Source organism: Mycolicibacterium novocastrense (genome assembly GCF_001570485.1).
GTDB lineage: Bacteria > Actinomycetota > Actinomycetes > Mycobacteriales > Mycobacteriaceae > Mycobacterium > Mycobacterium novocastrense.
The window spans coordinates 43,045-58,659 of record NZ_BCTA01000077.1; the positions used below are offsets into that span (position 1 = coordinate 43,045).

15 protein-coding genes and 1 pseudogene are annotated in these 15,615 nt (G+C 66.3%); 6 read left to right on the forward strand and 10 right to left on the reverse strand.

Going from position 1 to position 15,615, the window contains the following annotated elements; genetic code table 11:
• Positions 1-2 precede the first annotated feature (2 nt).
• Complete coding sequence (locus tag RMCN_RS24855) at positions 3-2,330, reverse strand: CaiB/BaiF CoA-transferase family protein (RefSeq protein WP_067394891.1); 2,328 nt, start codon at positions 2,328-2,330, stop codon at positions 3-5.
• Between the two features lie 72 nt (positions 2,331-2,402).
• Here RMCN_RS24855 and RMCN_RS24860 point away from each other — a divergent pair, with 72 nt between their 5' ends.
• Together RMCN_RS24860 and RMCN_RS24865 are read left to right on the forward strand one after the other, a co-directional pair.
• On the forward strand, positions 2,403-3,212 hold the full coding sequence (locus RMCN_RS24860; protein ID WP_067394894.1) for a FadR/GntR family transcriptional regulator: 810 nt from the start codon (positions 2,403-2,405) through the stop codon (positions 3,210-3,212).
• 20 nt (positions 3,213-3,232) lie between these two features.
• Positions 3,233-3,946, forward strand: coding sequence for an SDR family NAD(P)-dependent oxidoreductase (locus RMCN_RS24865; protein ID WP_067394897.1), 714 nt, complete (start codon positions 3,233-3,235; stop codon positions 3,944-3,946).
• A gap of 49 nt (positions 3,947-3,995) precedes the next feature.
• Here RMCN_RS24865 and RMCN_RS24870 read toward each other — a convergent pair whose 3' ends face one another.
• From RMCN_RS24870 to RMCN_RS24880, 3 genes are read right to left on the reverse strand one after another with little or no spacing between them, the layout of a single operon-like run.
• Entirely contained in the window at positions 3,996-5,126 is a 1,131-nt protein-coding gene (locus tag RMCN_RS24870; protein WP_067394901.1) for an amidohydrolase family protein, read from the reverse strand.
• Entirely contained in the window at positions 5,123-6,172 is a 1,050-nt protein-coding gene (locus RMCN_RS24875; RefSeq protein ID WP_067394904.1) for an amidohydrolase family protein, read from the reverse strand. The genes RMCN_RS24870 and RMCN_RS24875 overlap by 4 nt, the downstream gene beginning before the upstream one ends.
• On the reverse strand, positions 6,169-6,525 hold the full coding sequence (locus RMCN_RS24880; protein ID WP_067394908.1) for a Rieske (2Fe-2S) protein: 357 nt from the start codon (positions 6,523-6,525) through the stop codon (positions 6,169-6,171). Before RMCN_RS24880 ends, RMCN_RS24875 begins: the two co-directional genes overlap by 4 nt.
• 86 nt (positions 6,526-6,611) lie before the next feature.
• On the opposite strand from RMCN_RS24880, the gene RMCN_RS24885 reads away from it, so the two are divergent.
• Both RMCN_RS24885 and RMCN_RS24890 read left to right on the forward strand, forming a co-directional pair.
• Positions 6,612-7,817 carry a cytochrome P450 gene (locus RMCN_RS24885; RefSeq protein ID WP_067394911.1) on the forward strand — a complete coding sequence of 402 codons (1,206 nt, stop codon included), beginning with the start codon at positions 6,612-6,614 and terminating at the stop codon, positions 7,815-7,817.
• Positions 7,814-8,971 (forward strand): Zn-dependent alcohol dehydrogenase, encoded by a 1,158-nt coding sequence (locus RMCN_RS24890; protein ID WP_067394914.1) that lies wholly within the window; start codon positions 7,814-7,816, stop codon positions 8,969-8,971. Before RMCN_RS24885 ends, RMCN_RS24890 begins: the two co-directional genes overlap by 4 nt.
• 20 nt (positions 8,972-8,991) lie before the next feature.
• On the opposite strand, the gene RMCN_RS24895 is transcribed toward RMCN_RS24890, so the two are convergent.
• The 6 genes from RMCN_RS24895 to RMCN_RS24920 are packed head-to-tail and all read right to left on the reverse strand — an operon-like array spanning position 8,992 to position 13,994.
• Positions 8,992-10,527 (reverse strand): acyl-CoA synthetase, encoded by a 1,536-nt coding sequence (locus RMCN_RS24895; RefSeq protein WP_067394917.1) that lies wholly within the window; start codon positions 10,525-10,527, stop codon positions 8,992-8,994.
• A gap of 7 nt (positions 10,528-10,534) precedes the next feature.
• Entirely contained in the window at positions 10,535-11,404 is an 870-nt protein-coding gene (locus RMCN_RS24900; protein WP_067394920.1) for an enoyl-CoA hydratase/isomerase family protein, read from the reverse strand.
• 53 nt (positions 11,405-11,457) lie between these two features.
• Positions 11,458-11,694: a lipoyl domain-containing protein gene (locus tag RMCN_RS24905; RefSeq protein WP_067394923.1), complete on the reverse strand. Its 237-nt coding sequence runs from the start codon at positions 11,692-11,694 to the stop codon at positions 11,458-11,460.
• Complete coding sequence (locus RMCN_RS24910) at positions 11,687-12,694, reverse strand: alpha-ketoacid dehydrogenase subunit beta (protein WP_067394925.1); 1,008 nt, start codon at positions 12,692-12,694, stop codon at positions 11,687-11,689. Before RMCN_RS24910 ends, RMCN_RS24905 begins: the two co-directional genes overlap by 8 nt.
• Positions 12,691-13,635 carry a thiamine pyrophosphate-dependent dehydrogenase E1 component subunit alpha gene (locus RMCN_RS24915; protein WP_084377735.1) on the reverse strand — a complete coding sequence of 315 codons (945 nt, stop codon included), beginning with the start codon at positions 13,633-13,635 and terminating at the stop codon, positions 12,691-12,693. Before RMCN_RS24915 ends, RMCN_RS24910 begins: the two co-directional genes overlap by 4 nt.
• Positions 13,636-13,673: 38 nt before the next feature.
• Positions 13,674-13,994, reverse strand: a complete 321-nt coding sequence (locus RMCN_RS24920) for a hypothetical protein (protein ID WP_067394931.1) — start codon at positions 13,992-13,994, stop codon at positions 13,674-13,676.
• A gap of 226 nt (positions 13,995-14,220) precedes the next feature.
• On the opposite strand from RMCN_RS24920, the gene RMCN_RS24925 reads away from it, so the two are divergent.
• Together RMCN_RS24925 and RMCN_RS24930 are read left to right on the forward strand one after the other, a co-directional pair.
• A complete protein-coding gene (locus tag RMCN_RS24925; protein WP_067394934.1) occupies positions 14,221-15,378 on the forward strand; it encodes an acyl-CoA dehydrogenase family protein in 1,158 nt (385 codons plus the stop codon).
• A pseudogene (locus RMCN_RS24930) lies at positions 15,375-15,524 on the forward strand (acyl-CoA dehydrogenase family protein); the annotation flags it as partial. The gene RMCN_RS24925 and the pseudogene RMCN_RS24930, both read left to right, overlap by 4 nt.
• Positions 15,525-15,615 lie beyond the last annotated feature (91 nt).

Below are 15,615 nucleotides of genomic sequence, written 5' to 3' on the forward strand. Positions count from 1 at the left end.
ATTCACAACCCCTTGGGTCGCGACCCGATGACACCCTGAGTTTCAAGCCGATCCAGGTCGCTTTCGGTCAGTTCGCACAGTGCGGTTAGCACCTCGGCATTGTGCTCACCGAGCGTCGGCGGCGGGCGCTTCAGCCATCGCTCGCTGCCGGGTAACCGGGTGAACGGCGGGCACGGGTAGAGGTTCTCCCCGGTACGGGGATGGTGCAGGCGTTCGAAGAACCCGCGATCGCGCAGTTGCGGGTTGTCGGTGACGAGCGACGGCGACACCACGACCTCGGCAGGCACCCCTGCGCGTGTCAGTGCCTCCGCGGCGGCTTCGGGGTCTCGCTCGGCGAGCCAGGTTTCGAGCTCCGCACCGCCGGTGACAGCGGTCAGTGCGGTGCGTTCGTCTTCGGTGCGCGCGGCCAGGGCGATCCAGCTGTCGTCCCCGGCGCACCGATAGACGTTCTGCACGGCCGCCGCGTGCCCCCGGTTGCCTCGCCGCTCCATCACCCGCCCGAACACCTCGTATTCGATTGTCTGAACTGCTGTTACGTTCAGCACCGCCTCGATCATCGGCACCTCGACGAGTTGGCCTTCGCCCGCGCGGTCGGCGAACTCGAGTGCGGCGAGCGCCGCGAAAGCGGCGTGGACCCCGGCGAGCGGATCACAGGCGCCGCGCGGAGCGATCGGCGGGCCGTCGGGCATTCCGGTGAGCCATGCCAGGCCGGCGATCTGCTCCATCGTCGGAGCGAAACCGACGCGGTCCCGCCAGGGCCCGGACAACCCGAATGCAGGCATCCGAACCACGACCAACCGCGGATTGAGGGTGAGCAGGGCGTCTGCGCTGAGGCCGAACTGCTCCATCACGCGCGGCGAGAAGTTCTCCACCACGACGTCGGCCTGGCCGATCAGGCGCCGAACCAGCCGGAGCCCCTCGTCGGACTGCAGATCGAGGGTCACCGACCGCTTGTTGGTGTTCATCGCGTGAAAGACCCAGCCGTACTCCCACCAGTCGTCGACGTCCTTGCGCATGCCGCCCGAGTAGCGGATGCCGTCCGGGCGCTGGATCGATTCGATCTTGATGACGTCCGCGCCGAATGCGGCCAACGAGTGGGTGGCAGCCGGACCGGCCCAGAACGCGGTGAAGTCGACCACCCGCACTCCGGCGAGCGGCATGCGCTCGGTCGTCGCCCGTTCGGTACGTAACGACCTTGGCTCCCATAGTGCTTCATCGTCGCTTCCGCCGACGGGGGGTGAGGTGCCGACCGGCGCGGGGCGCGCCCTCGACATGAGCCACGGGGGTCGCGGCTGGCGGAATCCGGCCGGGTTGTCGACGTAGACCCCGCGTTCGCGGAGGTGCTCCATCGACGGAATCGTCGCGCCTTTGCCCAGCGGCGCCAGAGGCAACCGGAACAACTGTCCCAATTCGACGATCTCGGCGACCGTGCGTTCCCTCATCCAGGGGTCAATGCGTTCGCGGATCCAATCGCGGTAGTCCCAACGGCCGATCTGGAACTGCAACTGCGCTATCTCCGTCAACTCCGGGCAGTCGACCATCGCGGCGAAGTCCAGCCACTGCTGGCCGGTCACCATGCTGATGCCGACGTAGCCGTCCTTGGCGGGTTCGATCGACGGCACCTCCACCGACCTCCGCACGGGAGGAACTTGCAGAAGCGCCGAATGCAGCCATTCCCCGCTCTGCATCAGCGTGACCGCCTCGAGCATCGACATGTCGAGGTGTCCGCCTGCCCCGCCGTCGCGCACGCGCCGCCGAAGGGCCAGCGCACCGTAGGCGGCCCAGGCGCCACCCATGTACTCCCCCAGGTCTCCGCCGATCGAGATCGGGGGGCCCGCGGGATCGCCGCGAAACCCGGTGAGACCCGACGCGGCCTGCAGCGTGAATTCGGTCGCGGGCCGCCCCGACCACGGCCCCGTCCACCCGAAGTCCGAGATCGAGACGACGACGCATCCGGGCGCGGCGGCCAGCAGCGCGGCGGGGTCGACACCGTTGCGACGGGCAGTGGGCTCGTCCGCCGTCACCACGATGATGTCGGCGGTGGTCATCATGCGCTCTGAAACGCTTGTGACGCTGCGCTTTCCGGCGTTGAGATAGCAGAACAGCGGCGAGTCGACATCATCGCGGAGTTCACCTCCGGTAACGGTGACGCGGCGCAGCGGATCACCCTCGCACGGTTCGACCTTGACCACATCGGCGCCCGCATCGGCCAGCAGCTTGCCGCAGTACGCCCCGGCGATGCGGTCGCTGATCTCGAGGACCCGCACATCGTGCAGCGGGGTGGATATCGTGTCGTTCACGCCCACGCACACCTCCCGGTCGGCCGCCATCTTAGTAACTATTGGCAGATGGCAGGGCGACACCGCAGGTGGTGGCGCTATCACTGTTAATATTGCTAAGACATGACAACACTGGGAATCGGGCCCGAGGCGCGTCGCCGACTGGGCGCCCGCCGCACGGCGGAGATCGTCGCCGACGAACTGCGCCGGCAGATCATCGAGGGTGAGCTCAACGACGGCGACCTGCTGCCGCGTCAGGAAGTGCTCGTCGAGCAGTTCAACGTGAGTTTGGTGTCGCTACGAGAAGCCTTGCGAATCCTGGAGACTGAGGGCCTCGTCTCGGTGCGTCGAGGCAACCGTGGCGGCGCGGTGGTGCACGCGCCGGCCAAAGCCAGCGCCGCATACATGCTGGGCCTGCTGCTGCAGAGCGACTACGTGCCGCTTGCCGACCTCGGCACGGCGCTGCAGGAACTCGATCCGATGTGCGCGGCGCTTGCCGCGCGCAGACCCGACCGCGGTAAGACCCTCATCCCCAGGCTCCGCGAACTCAACGCGGCCATGGCCGAACATATCGAGGACGGAGCGCGGTTCACCGAGATCGGCGGGCAGTTCCACGACGAGATCGTCCGCGGATGCGGTAACCACACGATGATCGCGGTCGTCGGCAGCCTGGAGACATTGTGGACCGGACACCTCAACTGGTGGGCCGAGGAGAGCGCGGCCAAAGGTGAATATCCGTCGATGAGCAAGCGCCGCATCGCGTTGACCATTCACACGAAAATCACCGACGCGATCGCGGCGGGCGACGGCGAACGCGCCCGCAAGCTGGCCGCCAAGCACGTCGCCGACACTCAGACCTATTTGTTGGCAGGCGACCCCGAACAGCGGATCGTCGCGCTGTCCCCGCAGGCGCTGGCACAGCGTAAGCGCTAGATGTCCGTGAAAGGCGCTGCGTGCGAACGGCTTTGATCACCGGCGGGAGTGGCGGAATCGGCAAGGCGTGCGGCCGCAAGCTTGCCGGACTCGGATACGAGGTCGTGCTGACGGCACGACGGGAAGCGCCGCTGCGGGCCGCCGCCGAGGAAATGGGTGCACGCTATGTCGTCGCCGATGCGAGCCTGCCCTCGGGGTTCGCCCCCGCCGTCGAGGCGGCAGGCACCATCGACCTGCTCGTGCACGCCTCGGGAATCCTCGGTGGTACCTACGCCCGCAAGCAGACTTTCGAGCAGTGGCGCGCGACCATGTCGGCGAACCTGGACTCCTGCTTCGTGGTGACGTCGGCCGCGCTCTCGCGGATGCGGTCCGGCTCCCGGTTCGTGTTCATCTCGTCCTCGGCGGCGCATGAGCCGATGCGGGCCCGCACCGCCTACTCGGCGGCGAAGGCGGGTATGAACGCGTTCGCCGGTGCGCTGGCGCAGGAGGTCGACCGCGACGGGATCAACGTGCACGTGGTCACCCCAGGACCCGTCGAGACCGAAATGCTCCAAGACGTGCCGTTCGAGATGTACGCGATCCGGGCCGCCGATGTGGCCGACGCCGTCGCCTGGCTCGACACCGTCGACCCGGCGGTGGACGTTCCGGAGATCAGGTTGCATGCGATCACCCGCGGGCCGTCGGCCCGTCCGCCGGTCGTCCCCCTCGAGGCGCAACGCCGCGCCAACACGTGACTTCGGTGTCGTTGGGTTCGCGCACCGCGACCAACTACACCGAAATCGCCTACAGTGCTTTGACTGTCGACGGCAGGCCGTACAGTTCGGTGGCGTTGCCGCGCATGATCCGTTCGCGTTGGTCGGCGGGAAAACGGCGGACCGCCCACTGCGGCGAGTCGTAGCTCCAATGCGGATAGTCGGTGGAGAACATCAAGTTGTCACCGAGGTCCATCATCTCGAGGTACTCGCGGTACACGACGACGTCGACCTCCTCCAACGGTTGAGTGGTGAAACGCACGTGTTCGCGGACGTATTCGGACGGTTTGCGTTTCACGTGCGGCAGGTCGGACCTGCGCTGTGACCAGATGCGGTCCATGCGCCACATCACCGGCATCGCCCAGGTGAAGCCGCCCTCGACGAACACCACGCGAAGGTCCGGGTGGCGGTCGAACGCCCCGTCGAACACCAGGCTCATCAGATGCGATGCGTACAGCAGCGGCCAGGATGCGAAGAAGTCGTGCCAGTGCGCGGGGTTGCCGACCGGATAGATCGGGATCAGCTCGAACGGCGTCTGCCCCATCAGGTGCGTGGCGATCGGCAAGCCGTGGCGGGCCGCCGCGCGATAGAGCGGGTCGAAATGCGGGCTGCCGAAGGGGATTCCGCGGGTCTGCGGTGTCATCAGCACCTCGGCCATGTAGGGGTGCCCCGCCCAGCGTTCGACTTCTGTGGCGGCGGCCTGTGGGTCTTGTGCCGTGATGCTGATCGCTCCGCGCCACCGGCCGTGCCAGTTGGCCTCGCCCAGCCACACGTCGGCCAGCCAGTCGTTGTAGGTGGCCTTGAGGACGTGTTCGGCTTGCGGCAGTTGCGCATCGCACATCGGTTCCAGCACGGCGATGCTCACGCCTGCGTCGATCAGCAACTGTTTGGCGGCGTAGTCGGGGTCGCTGCCCGGCGGTCCGCCGTCGGGCGGTCCGGCGTCGACACGCAGCGAGTTGGTCTTGTACGAGTCGGGGGTGTCGTAGAAGTGCGGCAGCGGCGAGACGGCGTTGCCCGTCGGCCACAGTCTGTCCTTCCAGGTCGCCGGGGCGTAGCCCTTGAGCTCGTCGGCAGAGACGGGCAGTGGGTGGACATCGGTGTCGACGATGGTGACCGCGATGTCCTCCGCGGAGGACCGCCGATCCGGTGCGATGGCTGTCATGTCACGTTCACCTCCAGCGCGAACGCATACAGTTCACTGGCGTTGCGCCACAGCAGGCTCTCGCGTTGACGCTCGTTGAGTCCGCGCACCGCCTCCGCCGGCGTGGTCGCCGACCAGTGCGGATAGCTCGAGCCGTACATCACGAGATCCGCCTTGTCGGTGAAGTCCATCCACCGCTCGGCCGGTTCGGCCGACGTCGGGCCATCGAGGGCCGAGGTGCAGAACCGCACATGGTCGCGCAGATACTCGCTGGGATAGCGGTCCACCCAGGGGGTCTGGTCGCGCATCGACATCCAGAACGTGTCCAACCGCCACATCAGCGGGGTGAGGATGTCATAGCCGCCGTCGGCGAACACGAACTTCAGCCCCGCATGCCTACCGAAGGTCCCCTCGACGATCAGCGTCGCAAGATGCACGAAACCGTTGAGCGGCATGAACGACGCGTAACCCGGATAGGTGTATGCGTGCCCGGCGAATGTCGGCGCGTGGTCGACGCCGTTGCCGCCGTTGATGCGCACCGCGACCGGGAGTCCGTGCCCGGCCGCCGCCTCCCAGATCGGTTCGAACATCGGCTTGCCATATGGCTCGCGCGACTGCATGGGGACACCGACCTGGACCATCTTCGGATGATCGGCCCACCGCTCGATCTCGGCGACCGCGCCCCTGACGTCCTCGGGGTTGACGCGGATGGTACCGCGGAACCGTCCGCCGGTGTCGGGCTCGAGCCAGCGGTCGAGCAACCAGTCGTTGACCGCCGCGCAGATCCGGCTGTTGAGCAGGTAGTCGGCGATGTTGCCTCGGGTCAACGGGTTGAGGATCGCGTAGTCCACGCCGCCCTCGTCGAAGAGGTGACGGGCCACGATTTCGGGGTCCGACCCCGGATAGCCGTCGCCGTAGAGGTCCGTTCGGTAGTCGCCTCCCGGTGCCTGGTACCACTGCTGTTCGACGTCCGGTATCGCCCGCAGTTTGTGCGGTTCGGCCAGGTAGCGCCGGATCTCGGCGTTGTACCGGAAGTGGGGCTGCACCGATGCGTCGATGACGGTCATGCGGTCAGGTACACCTGTCCGTCGGCGATGTCGACCTCGTAGGTGCGCACGCGTTTCGTGGGGTCGGCGAGGTTGACTCCGGTGGGGATGTCGAATTCCCACTGGTGCCAAGGGCATCGGATGACCCGGCCGGCACGCACATGGCGGACTTGGCCTGGCAGGTCGGGCGCGTACTCGGTGGTGCCCCGGACGTATCCGGCGCACAGCGGCGCGCCCTCATGTGTGCAGTAGTTCGCGATCGCATAAAGCGAGCCGTCGATGTTGTACACCCCCACGCCGAACCTGCCTGCCTGCACCAGTTTCATGGTGCCCGGCGGCAGGTCCTCGATGGCACACACCGGTCGGCGCCGCATCGCATCCCTTCGCTTACCTTGACCTAGATTACCTAAAATAGTAAAGATAGGCGGGTAGAGCGCCAACCCCGCTGCCGGGAGGCAAGGTGACGATCAGCACCCGTTCGGATGACCAGACCGTTCCCGATGTGGCGAGCGATCCCTACGCTTTTTTCGAGTACAAGCGCAGGACCGAGCCGGTGTGGCGCGGCACGATCATGGACACCTCGATGGTTCCGCCGGAACTTCTGCCGTCCGATGAGTGGACGCTGTTCGACTTCGACAGCGTGTTCGCGGCGTTCCGTGACGACGAGGTCTACGGCTCCGAGATGTACAACCAGACGATCGGGCTCGTGTTCGGGCCGACCATCCTGGGCATGCACGGCAAGCAGCACCACGACCACCGCAGCCTGGTCGCCAAGGCGTTCCGGCAGAGCGCATTGACGCAGTGGGAGCCCGAGGTGATCGTGCCGATCTGCCAACAATTGGTCGACGAGTTCATCGAGGACGGTCAAGTCGACCTGATCAAGGCGTTGACGTTCGAGTTCCCCACCCGGGTCACCGCAGCGCTGCTGGGGCTGCCGCAAGACGACCTGGAGCTGTTCCGCCGCCTCTCGCTGGACCTGATCTCGATCACGGAGGACATCGAGGCCGGACTGACCGCCTCTGTCGAACTCGGCACGTACTTCCAGGACCAGGTCGACCAGCGGCGCCGGCAGATGACCGACGACATCATCGGCGATCTGGTCGGCGCCGAGATCGACGGCGAGAAGCTCACCGACGAGGCGATCATCTCGTTTCTGCGTCTGCTGCTGCCCGCAGGACTCGAGACCACCTACCGGTCGTCGAGCAACCTGCTGTTCCTGCTTCTCACCCACCCCGAACAGCTGGAGGCCCTGCAACAGGAGCGCGAGCTCATCCCCGCCGCGATCGAGGAGGGCCTGCGCTACGAGACACCCCTGGTGTCGGTGCCGAGGTCGGTGACGCGTGATGTCGAGATCCACGGCATCCCGATACCGCAGGGTGCCCAGGTCAATCTCTGCATCGGTTCGGCGAACCGCGACGAGAAGCGTTGGGACAGAGCCGACGAGTTCGACATCCGTCGTTCGCGGCGTGCCCACATCTCCTTTGCGGGTGGCCTGCACAGCTGCCTCGGAATGCACCTGGCGCGGGTGGAGACGCGCGCCATGTTGACCAGCCTCTTCGACCGCGCAACAGACTTCGAGCTACAAGCCGACGACGACACCCGGATCACCGGCATGCCCTTCCGCTCCCCCACACACCTCCCTGTCACCTTCCGCCCGACACGATGAGGAGCCGTGCGGCGATCCTGCACGATGTCGGGGGTCCATGGTCGGTCGAGGAGTTCGTACTCGATCCCCCGCGTGCCGGTGAGGTGCTCGTCGAGATGGCCGCGGCCGGCTTGTGCCACTCCGACGATCACATCCTCAAGGGCGACATGTCGGTCTCCAACGAGGTCGCGCGTCAGTACGGGATCACACCGATGTTCCCGCTGATCGGGGGCCACGAGGGCTCCGGCACGGTGGTCGAGACCGGCGAGGGTGTCACGGAGTTCGCGGTCGGCGACCACGTCGTGATGTCGTTCATCGCGGTGTGCGGCCAATGCCGCTGGTGCACATCCGGTTTGGAGTACCTGTGCGACGAGGGTGCCGGGACGATGGTGCCCGGTATGCCGACCGACCAGACGTTTCGGCACCACACCGTCGACGGGCGCCCACTCGGGCACCTGTCCAAGGTCGGCGCCTTCGCCGAGCACACCGTGGTGTCGGCGCACTCGCTGGTCAAGATCGACCCGCATCTGCCGCTCGTCGCGAGCGCCCTGCTCTCCTGCGCGGTTCCGACCGGTTACGGTTCGGCGGCCAACCGCGCCAACGTGCGCGGCGGCGACACCGTCGTGGTGATCGGGGCGGGTGGCATCGGAACCGCGGCCATCCAAGGCGCGCGGATCAACGGCGCCGCGCAGATCGTCGCCGTCGACCCCGTCGAGTTCAAGCAGAAAGCCGCGCTGCAATTCGGTGCCACACACAGCGTTTCGACGGTCGACGAGGCGCTCGATCTCGTCCGCGACCTGACGGCCGGCGTCATGGCGGACAGCGTGGTGGCGGCGCCGTCGCTGATCGCGGGCGGCGACGTCGACGCATATCTGAAGCTGACGCGCAAGGGCGGTACCTGCGTGCTGACCGGGATGACGGCCCAGACAACGCGGTCGGCCAAGATCGCGCTGCAGGACTTCATCCTCTGGAACAAGAACCTCGTCGGCACCGTCTTCGGTTCCTGCAACCCGCGGGCCGACATCAGCCGGTTGGCCACCCTCTATCAGTCAGGACAGCTCCAGCTCGACGAGATGATCACCCGCCGGTATCGGCTGGACGATATCAACACCGCGTATGAGGACCTGCTGGGTGGTGAAATCATCCGAGGTGTCATCGATTTCGCGCTGAACTAGACCGTCGACGACCCGTCGGTTCACACGATCCGTGAGGTATGGCCTTGCCAGTAGCGGTCGCGGAGACGCCGCTTGTAGAGCTTTCCGTTGGGGTCGCGCGGTAGATCGGGCTCGAAGTCGATCGTGCGCGGACACTTGTAGGCGGCCAACCGGGACCGGCAGTACTCGATGAGCTCCTGCTCGAGCGCGGGCCCGACGGCCACTCCCCCGGCCGGCTGGACGACAGCCTTGACCTCCTCTCCGAATTCCGCGTTCGGCACGCCGAAAACCGCTGCGTCGACGAGCTTGGGATGCGTGACCAAGAGGTTCTCCGCCTCCTGCGGGTAGATGTTGACCCCGCCAGAAACGATCATGAACGTCGAGCGGTCGGTCAGATACAGGTATCCCTCGTCGTCCACGTAGCCCACATCGCCCAACGATCGCCAGCCGTGTTCGTTGGCGACCGAGGCCGTCTTCTCGGGATCTTTGAAGTACTCGAATGCGGGCCCTCCCTCGAAGAACAGTTCACCCGCCTCGCCCGGTGGCAGTTCGGTTCCGTCCTCCGCGACGACGTGGACGGGATTCACGGGTCTGCCGACGGAGCCGGGATGTGCGAGCCACTCTTGAGGCCCGATCGAGCTGCCGGCGAAACCCTCAGTGCCTCCGTAGTACTCGTGAATGATCGGGCCGAACCAGTTCATCATCTGGTGTTTGACTTCGACCGGACACGGCGCGGCGGCATGGATGACGCACTGCAGGGAGGACAGGTCATAGCGCTGCCGAAAGGCCGGCGGTAGCTTGAGCATCCGCACGAACATGGTCGGGACGAATTGGGCATGGGTGACGCGGTGGGATTCGATCAGCCGCAGGACCTCCTCGGCGTCGAACTTGCGCATCAGGACCGCGGTGGCGCCGACGCGGTGCGCGGCCATGGTGTAGTTGACGCCCGCCGCGTGGTAAAGCGGTGCCGGCGAAAGGTACACGCCGTCGGTGGTCATCCCGTACCGCCGTCGCAGCGTGGTCTCGAGGAGGTTCTGCCCCCACGAGCCCGCCCCGTCGGTCGGCAGCGGTCGTCGCACGGCTTTCGGTCGCCCCGTGGTGCCCGATGAGTACAGCATCTCGGTGCCGTCGGAGATCGGCGGCGGCGTTCCCGCGGCTGCGAGGGCATCCTCGTAGCGACGCCAGCCGGTGAGTTCGCCTCCGACGCCTATGCGGAGATCGACGCCCGGTGCGCTGTCGATGAGGTGAGCGCCGAGCGCGGGCATCGATGCATCGACGATGACCGCCTTCGCCTCGGAGTCGGCGACGACGTAAGCGACCTCGTCCGGCGTGAAATGAGTGTTCACCGCCGAATAGTAGAGCCCGGATAGTTGGCAGCCCCAAGTGATTTCGAGGAACTCGCGGCGGTTCGGCAGCACCAGCGTCACCGCGTCGCCCCGGCGTAGGCCCGCGTCGTGCAGTACGGCGGCGACCTGTCGGCTTCGAGTGTGCAGCTGCGCGTAGGTGACGACATCGCCGTCCGCATCGATCAGTGCTGGGGTGTCGGGTGCGTGCTCAGCGTGGTCGGCGATGTTCACCGGTCGGTCACGGGGTTGCCGCGGCGCCGTCGGTCGAGGCCGCCGCCTGGCGTTGGGCCATCTCCGACGGCAGGATCTTGTCGCGGAACACCTGCTGGATCAGTTCCTGAACGTCCTTGCTGATCGAGGCGAGCGCGACGAGGTCGTTGGAGCTCTGCCAGTGCACCCGCATGCCCATCAGCTCCCATGCCCGTTTGAGATTGGCCTTCGTCGCGAGCAGGGTGGTCATCGGAGCGCGGGCGATGTGGCGCGCGATGGCTTCCACACGGTCGTCGAGATCGTCGCGGCTGACCACCTCGTTGACCAGTCCGATCTCCAGCGCCTTCTTCGCATCGATCACCTCGGCGAGGTATAGGTAATAGGCCGCCCGACGCCAGTTCATGAAAACCCAGGGCTCGATCGAGCATTCGCCCGACGGCATACCGAAACCCTGCAGCGGCGGATAGGAGAAGTACGCGTCCTCGGACGCGATCACGATGTCGGTGGTCAACCCCATGTGGGTGCCGCCACCCACACAGTAACCGTGCACCTGCGCGATGGTGGGTTTCGAGAACTCCCACAAGTTCAGCGTCGGCTTGACGAACAAGTCCGACTGCGGCTTCCACGGATGGCCCATCTTCATCGCGCCTTCGACGAACGCCGGGTAGTCGACGGCGTTGTTGCCGATCGCATGTCCCGAGCAGAAGCCCTTGCCGTTGGCCTTGAGAACAAGCACTTTGACGTCGTAGTCGCGGTCGGCTTGGAGCAGCGCGGCGTCGACCTCCTCGGCGAGCTTCTGGTCCTGGGCGTTGGCCTTCTCGGGCCAGTTGAGGATGATGCGCGCGATCGGGCCGTCCTTCTGATAGATGATCCGTTCCCGCGTCTCGTTGATGTCCATGCGTCGTCTCTACCTTCCGTTGCCGTGCTGAAATTCGATTCCCGTTGGTGCGATCACGATGTGATGACACCGATTTCGGCGCCGATGTCGTAGGTGGTGCCGACCGCGCCGGTCCACCGAACGGTGCCCGACGCACCCGCCTCTATCTCCTGCTCCACCTTCTCGGTAGCGATCGTGTAGATGGGTGTGCCCTGTTCGACATGCTGACCGGTCTCCACCAGGAACTCCGTCACCTCGGCCTCAGCCACCGCGACCGAGACGCGCGGGATACGAATGACGAACTCACCCACGGGCTTGCGCCCGGTCGAACGTCTTCTGGACGGCGGCGACGATACGTGCCGCCGACGGGTAGATCAGCGCCTCGAGGTTGGGTGCGGCCGGGGTGGGCACGAACGGTGCCGCCACGCGCCCGATCGGAGCGGCGAGACGGTCGAAACACTCGGACTGCAGAATCGCGACGATCTCGGCACCCGGGCCTGCGAACTGCACCGCATCGTACACCACGACGGCACGGCCGGTTCTGCGCACCGATGCGACGATCGTGTCGACGTCCAGCGGTACCAAGGTGCGCAGGTCGATCACCTCGGCACTGACGCCGTCCGATTCCAGAGCGGCCGCGGCGGCCAGTGCTTCCTGCACGCTGCGACCGTAGGAGATCAGCGTGACGTCCGAGCCGGCGCGCTTGACGTCGGCCACCCCGAGCGGGATGGAGAACCCCGGATCGGTTGGGACCAGGCCTTTTTGGGCTTGCAGCCGGATCGTCTCGACGAACAGGCACGGGTCGTCGTCGAAGATCGCCGAGGTCAGCAGCCCCTTGCCGTCGCGTGGGGTGGACGGCACGATCACCTTCAACCCCGGGATGTGCATGAACCAGGCTTCGAGGCTCTGTGAATGCGTGGCGCCGGTGGCCAACCCGCTGTACACCTGCGTACGGACCGTGATCGGCGCGGTGGTTCGTCCGGCGGTCATGAAGCGGAGTTTGGCCGCATTGTTGATCAACTGGTCGGCGGCGATGCCGATGAAGTCCATGATCATGATCTCGGCGACGGGTAACAGGCCGTCGATGGCCGCACCGATGGCCGCACCCATGATCGCGGCCTCCGAGATCGGAGTGTCGAGGACTCGGTCGCGTCCGTGCTTGGTGGACAGCCCGGCCGTCGGTCCCGACGCGCCGGGATCGGCGATGTCCTCGCCGAGGAGGAAGACGCGGTCGTCGGCTGTGAGCGCCTGGTCGAGCGCGAGGTGCAGCGCCTCGCGCATCGACATCTCTTTTTCGTTCGTCGGCGTCATCGGTAGGTGGGGAATCCGATCCTCGTCGCGTACACGTCGCGGTCCAGTTCGGCAGGGGACGGAGCGTCCGCTGCGAGCACGTTCTTGAGCGCCTCCTCGACTGCGGCCAGTGCGCCCTCGTCGATCTGGGCGAGGTCGTCGTCGCCACAGATACCGCTTTCGATCAGGTGGCGGCGGAAGCGCGGTACGGGATCGGCGTCCACGGCGGCCGCCATCTGCTCGTCGGGGATGTAGGGCATCCGGTCACCGAAGTAGTGGCCGCGGAACCTGAATGTCACGCATTCCACGAGCGAAGGTCCGTCACCTGCCCGTGCCCGCGCAAGCGCGTTTCCGAGGGCGGCGGTCACCGCGATCGGATCGTTGCCGTCCACGCGGACGCCTGGCATGCCGTACCCGGCCGCTCGATCGGAGACGTGGTCGAGTTTCATGGTGTCGCCGGTGGGAGTCATCTCGGCGTACAGATTGTTCTGGCAGACGAAGACCGTCGGTAGCTCCCACAGCGCGGCCATGTTGGCCGCTTCGTGGAAGGACCCGGTGTTCGTCGCGCCATCGCCGAAACTGACGACGGTGACCCGGTCGAGGCCCTTGCGTCTGGCGGCCATCGCCAACCCGACCGCGACCGGCGGTCCGGCACCGACGATCCCGGTTGACAACATCACACCGCGGTCCGGGTTGGCGATGTGCATCGTCCCGCCCTTACCGCGGCCTGCGCCGACGGTGCGGCCCATCATCTCGCCGTAGATCTCCTCCAGCGGAACGCCTTTGCCGATCAGATCATGCAAGCCGCGGTAGGTCGTCACGAGTTGGTCGTCGTCTCGCATGGACACGGCCATCGCGGCCGCGATCGCCTCCTGGCCGCGCGAAGGCCAGTACACACACATGAATTCGCCGGTGCCGATGCCCCTGCTGAGCCTGTCGTCGGCCGCCTTCATCAGGGCCATCAACGCATAGATGCGGCGCTGCACGTCTGCCGGTGGTGTCACGAACCCAGCGACCCGATCTCACGGTACACCCGCGGCACCGGCGGCGGATTCATCGACAGGTTCTCCATGCCGGTCAGCCCGCCCTCGGCGCCCAGTTCACCGAGTCGCCGGATCGTGGCGTCGAGGTCATCACAGTCGAGTTCATAGATCGCGATGAATGGGCCGCACCCGTCGGTAGGGGCGAACCGGCGCGCCGAGACGATCCCGTCGATCTGGAGGATCTGCGCCAGATGGGTTTCGTTGTACCACTTGTGGTACTCGGCCTCGCCGGCAGGCGATGCCGGCATCGTCTCGACGTACATGATTCCCCTGGGCATCCACACTCCCTAAGCGCCCGACCCACGCACCCAACCTCGGCCGGGTACTCGTGACGCCATACCCGTCGAGGCGCAGACGCTGGTCTGCCGCGCTGACGTGGTTCGCGCCCATTCCTGGCCCTCCTCCTCTGCATGGAGCACGAAGAGCGGCGTTCTATCGGCACTAGAGTAGCTATAGTCATAAAAATAGAAAAGAAACCGGCCAAACCAGCCCGACAGGACCACGGTGGACTTCTCTTACCCGCCCGCCGTTGAGCAGTTCCGCGAGGAGTTGCGCACGTGGCTTGCCGCCAACCTCACCGACGAGGTGGTCGCGGCCAACCGACGACGCGGCCGCGACCCAGGAGCGTTCGAACTCCTCAGGACATGGGACGCCGCGGCGGCCGACGCGGGTTGGGGTGCGGTGTCGTGGCCTGCGGAGTACGGCGGCCGCGGTGCGACACCACTCGAACAGTTGGTTTACGCCGAGGAAACCACGCGGGCGCGAGCACCGCTGCCGCTCAACGTGATCGGGATGAACAACATCGCTCCGGCGATCATGCAGTACGGGACCGAACAACAGAAGCGCGACCTGTTGCCCCGCATGGTGCGTGCCGACGACATCTGGTGCCAGGGTATGTCCGAGCCGGACGCCGGTTCCGATCTGGCGTCGCTGCGCACCAGGGCGGTGCGCGAGGGAGACCATTTCGTGGTGAACGGCCAAAAGATCTGGACCTCGCTGGGGCATCGGGCCGACTGGTGCCAGCTCTATGTGCGGACCGACGCCGAGGCGCCCAAACACAAGGGCATCTCCTGCCTCATCGTGGACATGGGACTGCCCGGAATCGAGGCCCGGCCGCTCGTCACGCTCAACGGCGCGTCGGACTTCGCGGAGGTCTTCTTCCACGATGTCCGGGTGCCGGTCGGCTCGCTGCTCGGCCCGCTCAACGGTGGCTGGGCGGTGGCGACCACGACGTTGAGCCACGAACGTGCGGGCGCCGCGCGGCTCTACGCGCAGCTGCAAGTGCAGTTGGGCGACCTGGTGGGCGACCTTTCGCGGGTCCGATACGCGCAACGACCCGCGCTGGAGGAGCCGTCGGTGCTGCGCCGTCTGGGGGAACTCTCGGTTCGCATCGACTGCCTCGAAACTCTGTGTAAGCGCGCCGTTTCGGAGGCGGTGCACGGCGGTGACGCGCTCGGCTCGGCCAGTCTTGCCAAGAGCGTCTGGGGTGAGGCGGGACAACATCTGGCCTCGCTGGCCTTCGATCTGCTCGGCCCGCAGTGCACCGACGGTCGCTGGACCGACCAGCGGCTGGCATCACGCTCGCTGACCATCGCAGGCGGCACCACACAGATCAACAAGGGCGTCACCGCCACTCGCATCCTCGGGCTCCCGCGCGCATGAACCCCACGTTCACCGACGAGCAGCTCGCGTTGCGAGACACCGTGGGCCGCTTTCTGTCCGAGAAGGCACCGCTGCCGCACGTGCGCGAACTGCTCGACGACCCGGTCGGGACCACCGACGAGGTGTGGAAGGGTCTGGCGCAGTTAGCCTCGATCTTTCGTGATGATCGGTTGATGACGGGCGTGTAATGCACGGAAGTGCCTGTCCTGCTTGAGAAAATCGGCTTGTCTAGGTCCA